Here is a 17,181-nt window from a genome sequence, read left to right as displayed (position 1 = left end):
TGAAACATTCCCTGCTCAGACGAAAACAAAGCTCAAATGCCTGCCCCCGTAGCGGTTGGATGGTCCATTTGCTCACTTTCCTGAAAATCCCTGCGGTACAACCAGCCGATCAAGATAGCAATGGTCGTCATAATCGCAGCCAACAAATACACCTGCACCATACCGAAACGGTCTGCATACCAGCCCATAAATAACAAGGACAGGCCGAAAGCGAGATTTGTAAGCACATCAATTCCCGCCATCACTTTGGGCAACTGGGCTGCCGGTGCACTGGTTTGCAGCAAGGTGCGGCGAATAATCCCTGCCATTTGAACAGGTAAGCCTGATACAGCAAAAAGAATAAGTGCAGCAACGGGGATTGTATTCAGCGCAAATACAATTGTAATCAGTACATACACCAGCAACGCTCCGAGCATGTACAAAAAGCTGTTCTTTTGCAAGCGCTTGACCAAACCAACGACAATCAATCCACCCAAAATTGTGCCCGAGAAAAAGGACGCATTCATAAAGCCCCACCAGCTCGCATCCCGATGCAGCACTTGGCTGACGTACGCCAAAATAAATACGCCGAGCCAGGAGACTCCCCCAATACTATCCACACTATCGACGATCATCAGAGAACGAATACGACGGTTATGCCAAATGATTTTCCAGCCTTCCCCAAGCTCTTTCCAATGGGAGCCTTTTTCCTTTCCCTTTGCAGGTTCTACTAGATTTGTTGAGGAATCCGAAGCTTCAAGACTTAATTCCTTCTGATCCAGCGGATCACGGATGAAGGACGTGACAGTTACAGCCACAAGATAACAACAGGATGCGATCACAAGCGTATTCAGGGAACCCAGCCAAGCCACAATAATTCCGCTCAACGCCCAGCCTGCACACTTGACCACCTGATCACTGACCGCTACCATGCCGTTGGCCCGCATTAGTCCTTCACCCGTAGCCAAACGGGGTACAAGCGCATTACGCGCGGGATTTGTCCAGCCATCCAGAAAAGACATACCAAACACCATCACAAAAATAAATAGAAATGACCTCTGCTCAGGTACAATCCACAAATAAAGCAGCAGCAGTGTAAAAATGACAAACTGACCAAACTGGGAAAATAGTAACACGCTTGTTAGCCGAAATCGGCCAAGGACGATTGGTGCAACGAGCCCACTAAGCACTTGGGCAGACAATCGGAACAGCGGGATTAAAATAGTCGTCATTAAGGAATTACTTGAACTGAACACCAATACCACTACACTCAACATGTAGATGATATCTGCTACATTGGAGATCGTCTGAGACCCCCACAGGTAATAAAAAGAGCGTCTGATCAAAAAAGTTTCCCCCTCTTTGGTACATCGCCGATTGATGTATTTCCATAACCAAACCGTCCCTGTTGACATTACAAATCTGTTAAATGTCTGGTTTTTTGTATATTCTACGTACACCCTTAAATTTCCTTCTTTTATCTTAAAAGGAAATCCGGTGTCCAGTATGCTTTTATAGCCTTTTTCAAATCTTATCCAACACAAAAAAGCGCCTATAGCGCTCTTTCCCACCCAAAAACAGGCAATAAAGACCACTAAGGCGCTTTTTAAAATGTTTACTTCGTTAAATCTTCTACAAACTTAGGTAGTACAAACGCCGCTTTGTGTAGACGCGGACTGTAATATCGGGTGTCCATTTCTGGAATTCGGGTCTCGTCTACTTCGAGCGGATCATACTTCTTACTCCCCAACGTGAATGTCCAAAGACCACTCGGATAGGTCGGAATGTTCGCACCATACACACGCACAATTGGGAAAATTTCCTTCACATCTTTGTTGACCTTCTGAATCAGGTCTGCCTTGAACCAAGGGTTATCCGTTTGCGCAACGAAAATGCCGTCTTCCTTCAACGCCTCAAAAATACCTTGGTAAAACCCGCGCTCGAACAGCGGGGCTGCCGGACCTACCGGCTCCGTCGAATCGACCATAATGACGTCGTATTCATTTTTGTGTTCAATAATATGCATATATCCGTCATTGACCAGCACTTCTACATTAGGCTCGTCCAGCTTCCCTGCGATTTCAGGCAAATATTTTTTGGAATATTCAATCACCTTACCATCGATCTCAACCAATACCGCCTTTTCTACCTCATGGTGCTTGATGACCTCACGAATAACGCCGCCATCGCCACCGCCCACAACCAAAACTTTTTTCGGATTCGGATGTGTATTCAAGGCCGGATGTGCTACCATTTCGTGATACACAAATTCATCCTTAACCGTTGTCATCACCATGCCATCCAGAACAAGCATATTGCCGAATTCCTCAGTCTCGATCATAGCCAGATCCTGAAAATCTGTTTTCTCAGAGACGTAGGTTTGTTTGATTTTTGCTGTAATGCCGAAAGAGGGAGTCTGCTTCTCCGTAAACCACAAGTCCATCATTCCAACCTTCTTTCTGATCAAAGTATGTGTCCGGCAATCCGGTAGCATAAACGTTGACTTTCCTTATATCAGCAACACGCAAACGCCGAGTTTGCTATATTTATTGTACCAAACGCATTGGAATTTCACACTTTTTGCATTATAAGTGATACCTGAATGGACTGCAAAAGTAATTTGGAGATTTAATCTTGTTTAAAATAGACACGTGTGTGTATCTGATGAATAGACGCTTTCGGATTGACTATACTGAGAACATCAACTATGGAAGGAGGTGGCATGATGACCAATACGACCGGGCGATCCCCCAAGCGTAAACCGCTGTGGCTTCGATGCTTTCAAGGACTGATGTCTCTCACTATTCTGACGGTCATCGCCGCCTGCATCCTGCTCGCCTATTTGTACACGACCAGCCTTCCGCTCGCGGATACGGATCGGAATTCACGTCTGCTCGATAGTCAGGGACAAGTCATCGCCACTTTCTCTGCTGGAGGCAAGGAATCCATTCCGGTCCAGCTTGATCACATTTCACCCGATTTGATTGCAGCTACCCTGGCTGTGGAAGATCGGAAGTTTTACGATCATTTTGGCTTTGATTTCAAAGGTCTGGGCCGGGCGGTAATCGTTAATCTGACCCGCTGGGATATGTCGCAAGGGGCCAGCACGCTGACTCAGCAGCTTGCACGCAATCTGTACTTATCTCATGAGAAAACGTGGACGCGCAAGGCCAAGGAGGCCATTTATACCGCACAGCTTGAAATGAAGTACACCAAGAATGAGCTGCTGCAAATGTATTTGAACGAAATTTACTATGGTCACGGCGCCTATGGCATTGAAGCAGCTTCGCAAATGTATTTCGGTAAATCCGCAAAGGAGCTGGATTTGGCCGAAAGTGCCCTGTTAGCAGGTATTCCGAAAGGACCGACCTACTATTCACCGTATAATCATATGAAAAATGCAAAGGATCGGCAGAAAATTGTACTGGACTCCATGGCGCTCACCGGCAAGATTACTCCGGCCGAAGCCACCAAGGCCTATGAGGAAATGCTGGCCCTGCGGCCCGAGAGCCAGCGCCGGACAGTGGAAACCGCTCCCTGGTTCCGCGATTACGTCCGCCAGCTGGCGACTCATCAACTTGGGATTAGCGAAGGGGCGCTCGAGCATGGCGGACTGAGTATTTATACCACGCTGGACATGCACATGCAGCAGGCAGCCGAGGCGGCTGTAAACGAAGGCATGAAGAACAGCAACGGACTGGAAACCGCGTTAATCTCCATGGACCCGCGCAACGGACATGTCAAGGCCATGGTCGGCGGAACGAACTATGTCGGAAATCAATATAATCATGCGCTGGCCACAACCCGGCAGCCGGGCTCAGCCTTCAAGCCGATTATGTATCTGAGCGCGCTGGATTCCGGCGAATTGACGAGTACGTCCAAGTTCGAAAGCCGACCGACGTTGTTCCACTACGATAACAACCGCAAGACCTATAAGCCCAAAAATTTTGGAGACAAATACTTGGGCGAAATAGATCTTCGGCGCGCAATTGCGGCGTCCGATAATATTTATGCCGTTAGCACCATTTTGAAGGTGGGAACGGACAAGGTCATGGACCTCGCCAGCAAAATGGGCATTACAAGCGAGCTTAAGCCCGTACCTTCGCTAGCGCTGGGCGTGTCGCCCGTCAGCCCGTTCGAGATGGCCTCGGCCTTCTCGGTCATCGGCAGCGGCGGGCAAAAGGTGGCTCCGGTGGCAGTGCTGCGCATCACCGATGCGGCCGGGCGGTCGCTGTACGAAGCGCCCCAAGCCGCGCCCGTGCAGGTGGTGAAGCCCGCCTCCGCCTATGTCCTTACACGCCTCATGGAAGGCGTGTTCGAAGAAGGCGGCACCGGCAACCGGGTCGCGAAGCTGATCAAGCGCCCGGTTGCCGGCAAGAGCGGCACGACCAACACCGATGCGTGGATGGTCGGCTTTACCCCCGAACTATCCACCGCTGTCTGGGTTGGCTATGACAAGGGCAAGGACATCAGCACACAGGATGCCCGACGGGCGGCTCCGATTTTTGCGCAATATACGGAGAAAGCGCTGGAGAATGTGCCGCCCAAAATCTTTCCTATCCCCGACGGCGTAGTCAGCGCTTATATTGATCCGGCCAGCGGTAAACTGGCTGCACCGGACAGCCCGGATAAGCGGCTGGAGGTATTTGTCAGCGGCACGGAGCCGAAAGAGACGCTGTCGGGGCAAGATAACCCACCGGCATCAACACCAACTGACCAAGCGGAGCGACAAGCCGAAAAGAAATCATGGTGGGGCAATTTTAAACGTTGGTGGATGGATTAATAGCAAAAAAAGACTGGGGGAACGCGATGAGCGCTCTCTCAGTCTTTTTATTTTCGCTTCACTTACCTCATGTGCCCATTTACCTCTCTTGACAGTGCCATCAGCCATCATCCCGTTAAGCCCCGCTCTTCCCTAAAGCTGCGCTATTACCAATAACAGCTAAACGACTCAATACGGTTAGTGTCTACACCATAATAAAACCAAAAACGTCCACTCCACCGAAAACCCGCTACGGATGTCCTGCCTACAAAGACAGGGTACATCCAGAAACGCTCTCCGTTCGTCAGCCATACAAACGTGTTGCGGAACAAACAACCAAAGATGGCTCCAGGGTCAACCGCATACGCCGAAACCAGCGGCTTCGGTGGCGTAAATTGCGGTGGTGGGGAAGTTGGTGCTTGAGTTTGCTGCCCACCTTGCGGACCGAATGGCCCCTGCGGCGGTGGTGAGAACGGCTGTGGCGAAAATGGTCCTGGGCCTGGTGGCGGACCTATCGGAGATGGGAAGGAATCCTGCATATCAGGAAATTGTGGAATCGAAGGACTTGACGGCGTGAAAGGACCCGGAGTACCCGGTTGCGTTCCGAAAGGAACTTGTGGCAGTAAAGACATGTGTTTCACTCCTTGTGTTCTAGGCTGATGTATCCTATGCGGGACATCAGCCCGCGGACTGGGCGAATCCCCATATCGCCGCCAAACTCCGCCATTTCGTCCTTTTACATCAAAAATTCTTATTTCCTGATACGATTAACTCCCTTTCTGAACATGCTCCAGCTCAATTTCATGCACCATTTTAATCTCGATTCGTTTCCTTAGCTCATAATACCGTTCCAGTAGTCGGTGCTCAACCCCCAACTGTTCATTCATCCAGCCTATAATAGAGTCATCGTGATGTTCATTAGACCAGCTAAACAAATCGCTATATAGCTGACCAAATGATTCCTCATTGCTGCGAGCGAACCGGATCGGTCGGGCTGTATAGCTTAGCTTTAGTTCCAACATCTCATATAGCACGTCCAAACGGTACTCCAATGTCTGTACATCTTTTTTGGATGTATCGTAGCTTTTTATATCCTGAACAAGCTCCCTAAAGGTTAGTCCTACATGCTGCATAGCAAAATAAGACCACACACAACTGCCTGTAGCCGTTCCATGAGCCTCCCAAAACGGATTCCACAGGATAGATCGAATCGTATCCTTCTGCCCTTCTCCAAACAATGCGATTCCAGCAATAATTCCTGCATTACAGTCTACGGAAGCATGTTGCTCTCCCCAATGTACCAATCGCGGAATCATATCTTCAGTCGTGCATTTGAAGCTTAACAGAGGTAAGAATTCATTAAACAAATTCTGATCCAGCGCTTTTTCCAATTCAGCCGCCAGTTTCTCACGATACATTTCGCATGGAAGATGTACCAGTCCCAAACAGGCATCCACAGACACAGCTCCATACGGTCCGTTCACCAAAGCGACGAGATCAGCAGCAGCCTCCACATAACCCAAATAACCTAGCGCATACAGCACACCGTCAGGTATATGTTCTGGGGATGCCTGATTTCGGACATAACGCTCGTACATATCTTGCGCCAAAGTAACATCCCCGCATCTCATGATCGGCTGGAGGAGCAACCCCCGGATATAATGATGGGGATCTTCTACAAAAAGCCTATATAATTCCCACGCATCCTCCACTGTCCCATATGGGGCAACCACATCCGTATAGGCAGAAATGATGCTGGCATCCAGTTTCTTAGCTGAGCCGAACATATCCATAAGTCTTGTTGTCGCGTCCATCATCCTGTCTTTCTCCTTTCACGTGTGTACGTCTTCATGAAGCAATTCTCTAATGCTGAATATTTCTATTAAAAAAGAGGAAAGATGTTATCATCTACGATACAATCTAGGGAGTTGATCTCATGCATGATTCCAGTCCAAAAATCACAACATTTTTCATGTTCTCCGGTCAAGCAGAAGAAGCCATGCAATATTATACCTCTGTATTTAAGCCGTCTGGTATCATGAGCATTTTTCATCAGGAAGATGGGACCGTGTTACATGCCGTATTCAACCTCAAAGGGCAGACTTTTATGGCTATAGACTATAACCATCAGGACAAACACCCTTTTACTCCAGCTCTATCGCTATTCGTCACTTGTGATTCGGAAGAAGAAATCCATAGCGTGTTTGACCAGCTATCTCAGGAAGGCCGAGTTCTAATGCCCCTTGAAGCCTCTCCCGTAAGCCAACAATTTGGGTGGGTTGAAGATAAATACGGAGTCTCATGGCAATTGAACCTGGCAAAAGACTAAATTTCTTCTCTAAACGATCCAGCAGACTCTAGAAGTCTACGAAAAAACAATATACTATACCCCATCTTTTTTTGGTAATATTACATTTAATAGGTGCCAGTAAAAGGATGTGTGTTTATTGTATAGTGCAAATTGTGAACAATGTTTTGGTTTATGCTGTGTAGCCTTGCCTTATGCAAAATCAGCTGATTTTGCTTTTAATAAGGATGGAGGAACCCCTTGTCAAAACCTCAATGCGGATTATCGTTGTGATATTCATAAGAATCTAAGAAACAACGGCTTGCGAGGCTGTACGGTATATGATTGCTTTGGAGCAGGTCAAAAAGTTTCCCAAGTTACATACAAGGGAAAAAGCTGGCGAGACGATCCGGCAATAGCTGAGGAAATGTTCAATATATTTCCCATCATGCAACAGCTTCATGAAATGCTTTATTACCTCAATGAAGCCCTTAACTTAAAAGAAACTCAACCCATCTTTACAGACTTACAAAAAGCTATGGCGAAAACCGAGCAGCTTACGGATCAAGATCCAAAATCCCTCATAAATCTTCATGTACCAACCCATAGGGCGTTAGTCAATGATTTACTTTTACAAACAAGTGAGTTAGTACGAGAAAAAGTTAAGAAAAACGTGGAGCACAATAAATATAGTAAAAAAATCAGGAGTAGAGACCTTATCGGGGCCAATTTGAGAGGCGCTAATCTTAGAGGTACCAACCTGAGAGGAGTTTTACTTATTGCTGCTGATCTGCGAGAGGCTGATCTGAGAATGACAGACTTGATCGGTACGGATTTTAGAGATGCTGATTTAAGTGGGGCTAATCTGGAAGGAAGTATCTTTCTTACACAGGCGCAATTAAATTCGGCTAAGGGCAATTGTAAAACCAAACTGTCCCCTTCTCTAAGCATTCCCGGTCATTGGCTGCATTAGAGTTTATTTTATAGTACTCTCCAAGAAAATACGTAATTAAGTAATTAATATCTCAAGACGCAATTTCCTTGATGATCATGTTCGGCATGTTCATTCTGGCATTGCTTACCTACATGAAAAAGAAATAGACCGCCCCGATCCAAGGTAACGGTCTATTGTTGGACCCTACTGCCGACTGCTCTTTAAGCAGTGGTTGTATACTGGAGTCGTGTTAGCGCACGACTCCTTACTATTCTCACCTCAGTATAGCCCATTTTATAACGTAAATACGGCTTTTATCTTCAAGAATTTTACTGATTACTCAGCTCTTTAATGTATATTGGGCAACAAAAAGTACCTTCCATTGGATCAGGTTCAAAAATCACGTCTTTATGACTGCATCCAGATTTAAATCCCCTTATTCTTCTTCGTTTAGAAATTCCTTTAATCTCTGACTTAAGGCTGCATACTGCCCTGCATTGGTGTCCGAAAAAGCTTCCTCCCGGTTGGAGTATACATCCTGATACTGAGGAAGGCTTGAAAATTGCGACCTCGTAAAATCTATAATGTCCTCACCAATGCGGTTGTAATAGTGCCAGCCACTATCCAGCCATGTCCTCAAAATATCGCCGCCAAGCCTGTCCTGAACGACAAGCGCTGTGACACCACATTGTCCAGCCGCAGGATTATTTGCTGTCCATTTAGAACTAGACTCCAAAGACCAAGCTTGAAACAACGCCTTTTCTAATTCTAAAAAACAGTTTGCCTTCAACATGCGCCTCCCCTTTCGATTCCATTCTGCACTTATGGTGAACGTGCTTTATTTATTTCAACCCGTATTCCACACTCTGTGAATCTTGGCTTCTGCTTCTTTCAGCTCTAGCAAATACACGTCGGGATTCGAAAGCTTTTTCCAGTCCTCAAACCCAAACTGCGGATCGTAATGTCGAATGAGAAGAGATAGTAAAGCTCCATGAGTTACAATGATAACCGTTTTTTCCGCCCGCTCTATAAGCTCCTGAACAAGCTGGATTCCTCGATCTACTGCTTCACGGGATGATTCCCCTCCCTCCAGCTTCAAGTCCTCGTCCAAATAGGTCTGTTCCAGCACGTCCAGCCAATGGTCCAAATGCTCATGGCTAAGTACCCGTTCTTGAAGACGTACATCAGTATACACCTGCAACTGTTTCCGTTCAGCCAAGGGCTGAATGGTTCGCACGGCCCGTTTCCACGGGCTGGACACAATATATTCCACACCTACGTTCTCCATAAAATCAACTAACTGCTCAGCTTGTCGGGTACCCTCATCGGTAAGTCGGGCATCTGGTTCCTGTCCTGTTGCTTGGGCATGTCTGACAAAATAAATTTTCTTCACGTCATCACTCCTAACTGTCACACAAATTTAAAATTCTACATATTTACAAATAATTATTTTTATGATATAATATGGGTTTACATATTTATATTTCATGATACGATTCCTTTGTGTTACATCAACTCTTATGGGAGGGATTCGATGCAATTAGACAAGGGAATACACATGCTCCAGGTTTCTGCTAACATTATGGGAAGTATAGAGAGTATTCACCCCACTTTAATGTGGGACGAAAATAACATGATTTTAGTTGATACGGCTTACCCCGGGCAACTCTCACTTTTGCATGAGGCTATTCTAGGCACCGGATTAACAATCCATAAACTTACCTTCATATTAATAACACACCAGGATCTTGATCATATCGGCAGTTTAGCAGATATAATCCGGGCTTCTTCATCCCCAGTTCAAGTATTAGCCAGTTCTATCGAAAAGCCTTATATACAGGGAGAACAACAGCTTATAAAGCTGACTCCAGAAGCAATAGATCAAGCTGTAAGCGCCATGCCCGAATCCGTTCCGGTAGAGTGGAGACACGCATTCCGGCGTACACTTGAAAATCCCCCAAAGGCTATTGTAAACTCCACCATCGTTGCCGGAGAGGAATTACCCTTCTGTGGGGGGATCGTAGTTATAGATACTGCTGGTCATACACCAGGACACCTAAGTTTCTATCATAAATCCAGTCAAACCCTGATTGCAGGAGATGCTCTACGCGTGGTAAGCGGCAAATTATTGGCTCCAGACCCGCAATACTGCTGTGATTTCAATATGGCCAAAGAATCTCTTAAAAACCTGCTGCCATATGATATTAAAAAAGTGATCTGCTTTCATGGAGGGCTGTACGAAGGCAATTGTAATCAGCGGATATCTGAAATATGTGAATCCTAGCTTTTGATCACATGGTCATACCCGATCCTTGACCAGTCAGTGAATCCTCTAAAGAAAAGACTAACCAGGAATTCCTGGTTAGTCTTTTCTGAATGAGAACTAGGCCTTTAAGTGAACTCTTAATACGGGTACTTCTGAAGAGGCGGATGTACCTTCCAAGATTTCCACATGACTGATCATCTCTTGCCCGTCTGGAACGATTACCGGAGTAATTACAGGCAAGCCACCCTGTTGAATCGCGTCTAGATCAAACTCCATCAGTAATTGCCCTGCTTTAATGTTATCTCCTGTTTGAACGTGAGGGTTAAACCCTTGTCCTTTGAGGGAAACTGTATTAATCCCGACATGTATCAAAATTTGTACACCGGATTCATGCTCAATGATCAGAGCATGCTTACTTTTCTCCATCACGTGAACGACTTTACCCGCGAAAGGAGCAGTCACTTTACCTTCAGTCGGATGAATAGCGATACCTTCCCCCATAGCCTTCGTAGAGAACGCAGGATCTGGAACCTCTTCAAGGGAAACCACTTTTCCTTTGATTGGTGCTACCATGTCGAATTCTTCAATACGAGGAGCCGCCTTCTTTTTCAACCATTTAAACATAACGATGCCACCTTATTTAGAGATTACATTCATAAACAGTGAATGGGACTTAGTTGCTACACATTTCGAGGAACCGGTTCCACAGAATAAATAAAAAGAAAAGTGGAAGCGATTTCTATCTGAATTATAGTGAATGCCTGTTCAGGATGTCAAGGCGCTACCGTCGTAAAAGAACCCGGCTAAAAGGGCGGTCGGCTAGTCTCCCCGAAGGGAGGTGATGCCCATAAAGGTTAAAGACGCGATTTCCTTGATGATCATGTTTGGCATGTTCATTCTGGCATTGCTTACCTACGTGAAAAAGAAATAGACCGCTCTGACTAAGGAATACGGTCTATATCCGACCTTATCTTACCCGGCCGACTGCTCTTTATGCAATTGTTGTATGCTGGAGCCGTGTTGACGCACGACTCCTTTACTATTCTTACCTCAGTATAGCTCATTTTATAACGTAAATACAGTTTTTTCTTCAAATATTTTACTGATTTCCTCTGCTATTTTACTTGTCCAGTACATATTCTATGAGGTCTTAAAGCTTACAACTAAAGGTAACACAAAGCTTAAATAAAGGTTCTAATTTGGTTGCTTCTCATAGGAAAAAGCACCTTTAGTATAACTCATTGTAAGTTCAAAACTCTTTAAACCCTTCGCAATAAAAAAAAAGCAGCCCACAGATGTGGCTGCTTTTTTACAATATTATTACTGCGTTAACGCTGGGCCTATCCTTCCAGCGCCTGCTTCAATTCCTCAGGCGAAGCGTCCCACCATTCCTCGTTATGCGAAATTAGCAGGCTTTTGAGCGCTGCTTTATCTTCACTGCCGAGATCCTCCAGCATGAAACGACGCTTGAGCGCATAATCCATACGATTGACGTGATCGGCGAGGATTTTCCAGCCGCGTTTGGCTTCGTCGTCAATCAGCATCTCGCAGGCGGTGGCACCGCCGTACATACGCCCTTCGGGCGTACGATCCACGGCTACCCATACGAGCCATACTTGGCGTCCGTTCGGTACATCCTCTTTATTCGTAGAGAACTTGATACCACGTTCTACTTTACTTTTGGCATGCATGGCACCGATATCAATTTTCGCCTCTCCTCGGTCAATGATAACCGGAGACATGCTGTTCAGGTCGATTGAGCCTGCGCCGAAACCCTTATGTTTACTCTTGCCACTGACAATGTTCAGTGCAATCTGTTTTTTGCCGTCCGGCTGATTTTCACTCATGCGTCACTAGACCTCCATTTTCCGTCTTCACACTCATTCTACACTATAAATATTTTAACTAATAATCTCCTGAAAGCAAACATATACATGCTGTAGATGCTTGTCAACGGGAGGTATCCATTGTATGACCCCAGCACGCACTAAAATCGTTTTATTGTCTACACTAGCCCTCGGTCTCCTCGCAGGGACGTTATGGTTTGCCTGGCAGCCCCAACCGCAATCCGACCCGCAGTCCATAGGCCAACCACTATACGGCTCCCTGTCTGAGTCTGCGCTTGCCCCAAATATGGGCAAGCCTCTAGGGGCAAACATCGTGCCTGACCTGCCCAAGAACCCTCCACAGCCCACTACAGAAATCCTCAGCAAGAGGGTGGTAGAGTACCACATTGATGTGTCTCTGGAAAAAGGACAGGTTTTGCGAGGCACTGAGACACTGACCTGGAAGCATCCGGGCAAGAAAACCGTGAATGATCTGTATCTTCATCTATACCCGAATGCCTTTTCTTCCATGGAAACTACCTTTATGAAGGAATCCGGTGGAAAGCTGCGCGGAGACACCATGCCCAAAGACGGCTTTGGCTCCATGACGCTGACTGAACTAAAAACAGAAGACGGTTTATCTCTCATGCACCGCATCCAATATGTGCAGCCAGATGACGGTAACGCAGGCGACCGTTCGCTCGTGAAGGTGCGTCTACCCAAGCCGGTACGAGGTGGCGAAGAAATCACATTATATATGAAGTTTGAGGTAAAACTGCCCGCCATCTTCGCTCGTATGGGCGCGACAGATGATTTTGTAATGGCAGGACAGTGGTTCCCGAAGCTCAGCGTCTACGAGACTGCAGGACAGCGTGGACGCGCCGAGGAGGGCTGGAACCTCCACCAGTATCATGGTAACTCCGAGTTTTATGCCGATTTTGGAATTTACAGCGTACGGATTCGGGTGCCTGAAACTCATATCGTAGCAGCGACCGGATTTCCCACCCGTGGTGCCGTCCGACAGAACGGCCAAAAAATATATCAATTTTATGCCGATGATGTACACGATTTTGCCTGGTCCGCTTCACCCAACTTTGTAACCGTAGAAGAACCCTTTTCTTCTGCTGAAGTCCCTGGTGTCAAAATCAAGCTCTACCTTGACCCGTCGCACAAGGAGCTCAAAGGGCGCTATATGAGCGCAGCGAAGGCCGCCCTTTCGTACTACAGCAAATGGTACGGGCCTTATCCATATTCCACCCTATCCATCGTGGTTCCACCCAAATCAGGCACTGGGGCCGGCGGTATGGAGTATCCGACACTCATCACGGCCGCTGCTGCGGGTAATCTGAATCCTGGCTATAGTCTGGAACGGACATTAGTTCATGAGATTGGACATCAATATTTCTACGGAATGGTAGCCAATAATGAATTTGAGGAGCCGTGGCTGGATGAAGGCTTCACCTCCTATGCAGAGGAGCGGCTTATGGAGCAAGAATATGGGCTTACCCCCAACCTGCCATTACAATCGGGACAGGTAGCCTCCCCACAGCCGCTAAACCGTGAGTCATGGAAGTACGGCTCAGCGGCTGAGTACGCGCAAAATGCCTACTCTCGAGGCAAGCTGGTCCTACGGGGCATTGAACGTCAGGTGGGTATGAAAAAAATGGATCGCATTATGCGGACCTACGTCCAGACGTACCGATTCAAGCATCCGTCCTCACTGGATTTTCAACGTATCGTGGAGAGAGTCACCGGACGCTCATGGAGCCACTATTTTGAACAGTATGTATATGACGGCCAGATGGCGGACTTTTCAGTGGATCACATCACAAACCACAAGCTGGAGAATGGATATGAAGCAGTCGTGACGGTCAGCAAAAAAGGGGCGGATTATCCCAAGATCCCTGTCCAATTTACCTTCAAGGATGGTACCACGATATTCAAGGCTTGGGACGGCGCGGGCAAAAGTACAAATTTTCGGATCAAAAGTACTTCTCCCGTTTCCCATGTAACCCTTGATCCCTTATATACCATTGCACTGGAGAACAAGCATATTAACAATAGCCTAAAAGCCGAATTGGACGAAAAGCAACAAACCCGTTGGAGTATAAGTGTAACCAAGCTGTTGGAGACACTGCTTGGAAGTCTGTCATGGTGAGGTGTCTATAGATGCGGACTGTTATAAAAGAGGGCTGGGCGCTGGTGCGCATACGTTTCTATATCGTTATCATTTTATTTCTGTATCGACTACTGTGGGGGGTGTTTCTCTATCGGCTGGTGCAGTCTGCCGTTATCCCGCTATTGCTCCGTTATCCTGATCAGGGTCAGAACGAGCTGGGACAGACCTTATTTTGGATGGAGAGCCAGATTGCTCTGATGGACAGCCGGGAAGTACATGTGTATTTGTGGATACTACTAGGCGCGACTGTACTACGCATACTGATCACTCCCTTCATTAGAGCCGGAATATATCAAAGTCTGCATACCGATGCGACTGAACCGCAAAGCCTGTCCTTTTTCAAGGGTATGAAACGCCATGGCATGTCGTCGCTGTTGTATTACACCATCGAGTTGGGACTGCTGCTGCTTCCCGCCTTTTGGGTAGTACCGAGACTCTACCCTATTGTAGCAGGAGCACTTCAATCTTCCTCTTATCTGCTGCATTTATTGCCCTATGTCATTGGATGGATGGCATACGGATGGTTCATTCGGCAGTGCATCCTGTATATGCAACTGGGTACTGTCGGTGGTCACGCCATACTATCGTCCCTGCTCGCCTTCTTTCGCCAACTCCTCCCAGCTGTCGGTATATCCCTTTTGCTCGGTGCTTGTGTGCTGCTGGTCTTCGGTCTATTTGGCACCGTGGCGATGATTTGGACTGGCATGCTGGCGCTCATTCTCCAGCAATCGTATCATTTTGTTACTAGTCTGGTCAGGCTGTGGCATATCAGTTCGCAGTACAGACTATGGCATACCGATATCTCTAGTAGAAGCTAAGCCCTGCCATTATGTTTTTTTACTTCATTTCCGTCTGTCGAAAAACCTTGATTCATACCCGCACAAACGACATATAACTGAATACTGTTAACAAGATCTGTTCCTGGGACATTAGGAGCAGATTTTTTTTGTAACTTTTTGCAATGAAACATTTGCCAAAGCCAGCCGTCTTTGTTACAATAATCGCAGTGAACTGATAGTAACAACTTTGTAATCTTTATTGTAACCTTTATCTCAAAAATAACGTTATTGTGAATACTGCTCTCCAAGGTGCACATCTTAAGTTAAGCCTAATTCCTGGCACCTAGGAAGCGGGGGAACCAGTTTGGGTGAATTGATCTCGCAACAGAGTGGTCATAGGGGAACCTTCTACCGAATCCTTAAGCTAACCTCGCAGGCATTGGAAGGGGTATATTTTTTTTGAAGAAGAAGCTAACGATCGCAGCTATGGGTCTTGCCATTGCCTTTACATCTTTTACATTCGGTGGCGGCAGTGCATATGCAGACTCTAAGATGGACCAGGTCATCCAAGATGCCAAAGGAACGAACTACAGAAGCGGAGGCACTACACTCGAGGGATTCGATTGCTCCGGCTTCACAATGTACGTATACAACAAACTGGGAATTAAACTTCCGCATCAATCTGGATCACAATTCAAAATGGGATCTTCTGTATCCCGCGATGAAATGAGACCTGGGGACCTGGTGTTCTTCAACACCACAGGAAGAGGCATTTCCCATGTAGGTATCTTCGTAGGTGAAGGGAAATTTGCCCACTCCTCGACTTCACGTGGTGTAGTAGTTAGCTCACTGAACGAAAATTATTACGCTAACCGCTATGTCGGTGCAAAAAGAATTATGAGCACAGACGCTTACCATTCAGTAGCTTCAGACATTCCTGATGACGATAACGTAGAATAACTAACGCACAGCAAGCTAACCCTAGCCGCAATTTGATTCTGGCCGGAATCGAATTGCGGTTTTTTATGTCCACAACATCAGCAATTATTATCTTTACTGACGAACTGAGACCTCAAAAGGTTTCAATTGTAGCGAACATCGTCGGTTTTACCGTCACCGCTGGGGGAGCATATGAGCAGTAATTCCTTCTTATTGAATGTATACCCGACTTAGGTATGAAATAAACACGCTTGCCATTCCTCTGCAACTTGTCTACAATCTGTTGTTAATGATTGAAGTACCTGTGTAAAAGGAGGATGGAACACATGCCGGCCTCAATATCCAACTATCGGATCGTACCGATGGACGAGCATCAAGCGGCTGCAATCTGTGAGTGGCACTATGATCCACCTTATAACATATATGGTTGGCTCCCCTGGGAACAAATGAAGGCGCTTGAAGTCGAATTTGGAAGTCCCATGCTTCGCCAAGAGCAATATGTTGCCGTACTGGATGAAGAGAACAAGCTAACAGGATTTGCTCAATATTTTCCTATGATCGGTGTGACCCGGCTAGGTCTTGGAATGCATCCTGACAGGTGCGGACATGGCAAAGGCTCTGATTTTGTCCGTGCCATTGCAGAGGAAGCTCAACGACGCAACCCGAAGAATGAAATTGATCTAGAGGTGCTTACTTGGAATGAGCGCGCTATCCGGGCCTACAAGGCGGCTGGATTTGAGCTTACAGATACCTATGAACGCCAGACTCCTGATGGCAAAAAACCATTTTATTGTATGGTATATCGTCCCGAGCACCCAACCCAGATTCTATGATAAAAGCGCCTTCGGCATACAACCACGATGTTGTATAGCGAAGGCGCTTCTATCATCATACGACAGATCATTACAAGCTCAATGACTGCTGCGCATTTTTTCAAAAGCTTCATTATATTGTTGGGCTTCCTTAATATCCACGGCCATAATACCGCCGTCGTCCCAAGAGGTCAAACGCAGAGTCACGGTCTTATAATCAATCGTAATAAATGGATGATGATTGAATGCTTCAGATATAGCGGCAACTTCATCCACGAATGCAATCCCTTTCATAAAACTGGAAAAATTATATTTTCGAACGATCCAACGTCCTTCCTCCAGTTCCCAGCCCTCCAGTTTCTCCAGATGTGCTTCAATCTCTTCTTGTGTAAAAGGCATGTTACGAACTCCTCCCCGT

At 46.6% G+C, this 17,181-nt stretch carries 19 protein-coding genes and 1 riboswitch; of the genes, 10 read left to right on the top strand and 9 right to left on the bottom strand.

Annotated features, from left to right (window positions below; genetic code table 11):
* Positions 1–32: 32 nt before the first annotated feature.
* Positions 33–1,325, bottom strand: a complete 1,293-nt coding sequence (locus ACYCSE_RS09910) for an MFS transporter (RefSeq protein ID WP_459702147.1) — start codon at positions 1,323–1,325, stop codon at positions 33–35.
* A gap of 269 nt (positions 1,326–1,594) precedes the next feature.
* Complete coding sequence (gene speE, locus ACYCSE_RS09905; RefSeq protein WP_459702499.1) at positions 1,595–2,422, bottom strand: polyamine aminopropyltransferase; 828 nt, start codon at positions 2,420–2,422, stop codon at positions 1,595–1,597.
* Positions 2,423–2,704: 282 nt separating this feature from the next.
* Here speE and ACYCSE_RS09900 point away from each other — a divergent pair, with 282 nt between their 5' ends.
* Complete coding sequence (locus tag ACYCSE_RS09900; RefSeq protein ID WP_459702498.1) at positions 2,705–4,762, top strand: transglycosylase domain-containing protein; 2,058 nt, start codon at positions 2,705–2,707, stop codon at positions 4,760–4,762.
* Between the two features lie 146 nt (positions 4,763–4,908).
* Here ACYCSE_RS09900 and ACYCSE_RS09895 read toward each other — a convergent pair whose 3' ends face one another.
* Positions 4,909–5,373, bottom strand: a complete 465-nt coding sequence (locus tag ACYCSE_RS09895) for a hypothetical protein (protein WP_061831806.1) — start codon at positions 5,371–5,373, stop codon at positions 4,909–4,911.
* A gap of 135 nt (positions 5,374–5,508) precedes the next feature.
* The gene (locus ACYCSE_RS09890) at positions 5,509–6,558 is read right to left on the bottom strand and encodes a hypothetical protein (protein WP_459702146.1); all 1,050 of its coding nucleotides are present in this window, start codon (positions 6,556–6,558) and stop codon (positions 5,509–5,511) included.
* A gap of 119 nt (positions 6,559–6,677) precedes the next feature.
* On the opposite strand from ACYCSE_RS09890, the gene ACYCSE_RS09885 reads away from it, so the two are divergent.
* The 3 genes from ACYCSE_RS09885 to ACYCSE_RS09875 all read left to right on the top strand — a co-directional run bounded on the left by ACYCSE_RS09885 (position 6,678) and on the right by ACYCSE_RS09875 (position 8,129).
* A complete protein-coding gene (locus tag ACYCSE_RS09885; RefSeq protein WP_013308197.1) occupies positions 6,678–7,070 on the top strand; it encodes a VOC family protein in 393 nt (130 codons plus the stop codon).
* A gap of 118 nt (positions 7,071–7,188) precedes the next feature.
* The gene (locus ACYCSE_RS09880; RefSeq protein ID WP_459702145.1) at positions 7,189–8,001 is read left to right on the top strand and encodes a pentapeptide repeat-containing protein; all 813 of its coding nucleotides are present in this window, start codon (positions 7,189–7,191) and stop codon (positions 7,999–8,001) included.
* 71 nt (positions 8,002–8,072) lie between these two features.
* The gene (locus tag ACYCSE_RS09875) at positions 8,073–8,129 is read left to right on the top strand and encodes a putative holin-like toxin (RefSeq protein ID WP_219727882.1); all 57 of its coding nucleotides are present in this window, start codon (positions 8,073–8,075) and stop codon (positions 8,127–8,129) included.
* A gap of 269 nt (positions 8,130–8,398) precedes the next feature.
* Here ACYCSE_RS09875 and ACYCSE_RS09870 read toward each other — a convergent pair whose 3' ends face one another.
* Positions 8,399–8,755 (bottom strand): YunG family protein, encoded by a 357-nt coding sequence (locus ACYCSE_RS09870; protein WP_416145809.1) that lies wholly within the window; start codon positions 8,753–8,755, stop codon positions 8,399–8,401.
* A 54-nt stretch (positions 8,756–8,809) separates the two neighbouring features.
* The gene (locus tag ACYCSE_RS09865; RefSeq protein ID WP_069290786.1) at positions 8,810–9,355 is read right to left on the bottom strand and encodes a histidine phosphatase family protein; all 546 of its coding nucleotides are present in this window, start codon (positions 9,353–9,355) and stop codon (positions 8,810–8,812) included.
* A 141-nt stretch (positions 9,356–9,496) separates the two neighbouring features.
* Between ACYCSE_RS09865 and ACYCSE_RS09860 the strand changes: the two genes are divergently transcribed.
* The gene (locus tag ACYCSE_RS09860; protein WP_459702144.1) at positions 9,497–10,246 is read left to right on the top strand and encodes an MBL fold metallo-hydrolase; all 750 of its coding nucleotides are present in this window, start codon (positions 9,497–9,499) and stop codon (positions 10,244–10,246) included.
* 99 nt (positions 10,247–10,345) lie between these two features.
* Here ACYCSE_RS09860 and ACYCSE_RS09855 read toward each other — a convergent pair whose 3' ends face one another.
* On the bottom strand, positions 10,346–10,852 hold the full coding sequence (locus ACYCSE_RS09855; RefSeq protein WP_459702143.1) for a PTS sugar transporter subunit IIA: 507 nt from the start codon (positions 10,850–10,852) through the stop codon (positions 10,346–10,348).
* A gap of 217 nt (positions 10,853–11,069) precedes the next feature.
* Between ACYCSE_RS09855 and ACYCSE_RS09850 the strand changes: the two genes are divergently transcribed.
* On the top strand, positions 11,070–11,159 hold the full coding sequence (locus ACYCSE_RS09850) for a putative holin-like toxin (RefSeq protein ID WP_440723579.1): 90 nt from the start codon (positions 11,070–11,072) through the stop codon (positions 11,157–11,159).
* Positions 11,160–11,568: 409 nt separating this feature from the next.
* Here ACYCSE_RS09850 and ACYCSE_RS09845 read toward each other — a convergent pair whose 3' ends face one another.
* Positions 11,569–12,075, bottom strand: coding sequence for a YwhD family protein (locus ACYCSE_RS09845; protein ID WP_010346553.1), 507 nt, complete (start codon positions 12,073–12,075; stop codon positions 11,569–11,571).
* Positions 12,076–12,199: 124 nt separating this feature from the next.
* On the opposite strand from ACYCSE_RS09845, the gene ACYCSE_RS09840 reads away from it, so the two are divergent.
* The 4 genes from ACYCSE_RS09840 to ACYCSE_RS09825 all read left to right on the top strand — a co-directional run bounded on the left by ACYCSE_RS09840 (position 12,200) and on the right by ACYCSE_RS09825 (position 16,784).
* Positions 12,200–14,212, top strand: a complete 2,013-nt coding sequence (locus tag ACYCSE_RS09840) for a M1 family metallopeptidase (protein WP_459702141.1) — start codon at positions 12,200–12,202, stop codon at positions 14,210–14,212.
* Between the two features lie 11 nt (positions 14,213–14,223).
* Positions 14,224–15,051 (top strand): hypothetical protein, encoded by an 828-nt coding sequence (locus ACYCSE_RS09835; protein ID WP_235306874.1) that lies wholly within the window; start codon positions 14,224–14,226, stop codon positions 15,049–15,051.
* 277 nt (positions 15,052–15,328) lie between these two features.
* Positions 15,329–15,466, top strand: a riboswitch (cyclic di-AMP (ydaO/yuaA leader).
* Positions 15,467–15,471: 5 nt separating this feature from the next.
* A complete protein-coding gene (locus ACYCSE_RS09830; RefSeq protein WP_061831815.1) occupies positions 15,472–15,972 on the top strand; it encodes a C40 family peptidase in 501 nt (166 codons plus the stop codon).
* A 305-nt stretch (positions 15,973–16,277) separates the two neighbouring features.
* Positions 16,278–16,784, top strand: coding sequence for a GNAT family N-acetyltransferase (locus tag ACYCSE_RS09825; RefSeq protein ID WP_459702140.1), 507 nt, complete (start codon positions 16,278–16,280; stop codon positions 16,782–16,784).
* Between the two features lie 78 nt (positions 16,785–16,862).
* Here ACYCSE_RS09825 and ACYCSE_RS09820 read toward each other — a convergent pair whose 3' ends face one another.
* Entirely contained in the window at positions 16,863–17,162 is a 300-nt protein-coding gene (locus ACYCSE_RS09820; protein WP_007428083.1) for a 4a-hydroxytetrahydrobiopterin dehydratase, read from the bottom strand.
* Positions 17,163–17,181 lie beyond the last annotated feature (19 nt).

The organism is Paenibacillus sp. SEL1 (assembly GCF_054602535.1).
Note: the sequence above shows the minus strand (reverse complement) of the source record. Positions and strands in the feature narration are given on the sequence as shown.

Bases quoted from the DNA above. Each gene is read 5' to 3' on its own strand.
- speE (WP_459702499.1), bottom strand. From the start codon at position 2,422: ATGGACTTGTGGTTTACGGAGAAGCAGACTCCCTCTTTCGGCATTACA.
- ACYCSE_RS09900 (WP_459702498.1), top strand. From the start codon at position 2,705: ATGACCAATACGACCGGGCGATCCCCCAAGCGTAAACCGCTGTGGCTT.
- ACYCSE_RS09895 (WP_061831806.1), bottom strand. From the start codon at position 5,373: ATGTCTTTACTGCCACAAGTTCCTTTCGGAACGCAACCGGGTACTCCG.
- ACYCSE_RS09890 (WP_459702146.1), bottom strand. From the start codon at position 6,558: ATGATGGACGCGACAACAAGACTTATGGATATGTTCGGCTCAGCTAAG.
- ACYCSE_RS09885 (WP_013308197.1), top strand. From the start codon at position 6,678: ATGCATGATTCCAGTCCAAAAATCACAACATTTTTCATGTTCTCCGGT.
- ACYCSE_RS09870 (WP_416145809.1), bottom strand. From the start codon at position 8,755: ATGTTGAAGGCAAACTGTTTTTTAGAATTAGAAAAGGCGTTGTTTCAA.
- ACYCSE_RS09860 (WP_459702144.1), top strand. From the start codon at position 9,497: ATGCAATTAGACAAGGGAATACACATGCTCCAGGTTTCTGCTAACATT.
- ACYCSE_RS09855 (WP_459702143.1), bottom strand. From the start codon at position 10,852: ATGTTTAAATGGTTGAAAAAGAAGGCGGCTCCTCGTATTGAAGAATTC.
- ACYCSE_RS09850 (WP_440723579.1), top strand. From the start codon at position 11,070: ATGCCCATAAAGGTTAAAGACGCGATTTCCTTGATGATCATGTTTGGC.
- ACYCSE_RS09845 (WP_010346553.1), bottom strand. From the start codon at position 12,075: ATGAGTGAAAATCAGCCGGACGGCAAAAAACAGATTGCACTGAACATT.
- ACYCSE_RS09840 (WP_459702141.1), top strand. From the start codon at position 12,200: ATGACCCCAGCACGCACTAAAATCGTTTTATTGTCTACACTAGCCCTC.
- ACYCSE_RS09835 (WP_235306874.1), top strand. From the start codon at position 14,224: ATGCGGACTGTTATAAAAGAGGGCTGGGCGCTGGTGCGCATACGTTTC.
- ACYCSE_RS09825 (WP_459702140.1), top strand. From the start codon at position 16,278: ATGCCGGCCTCAATATCCAACTATCGGATCGTACCGATGGACGAGCAT.
- ACYCSE_RS09820 (WP_007428083.1), bottom strand. From the start codon at position 17,162: ATGCCTTTTACACAAGAAGAGATTGAAGCACATCTGGAGAAACTGGAG.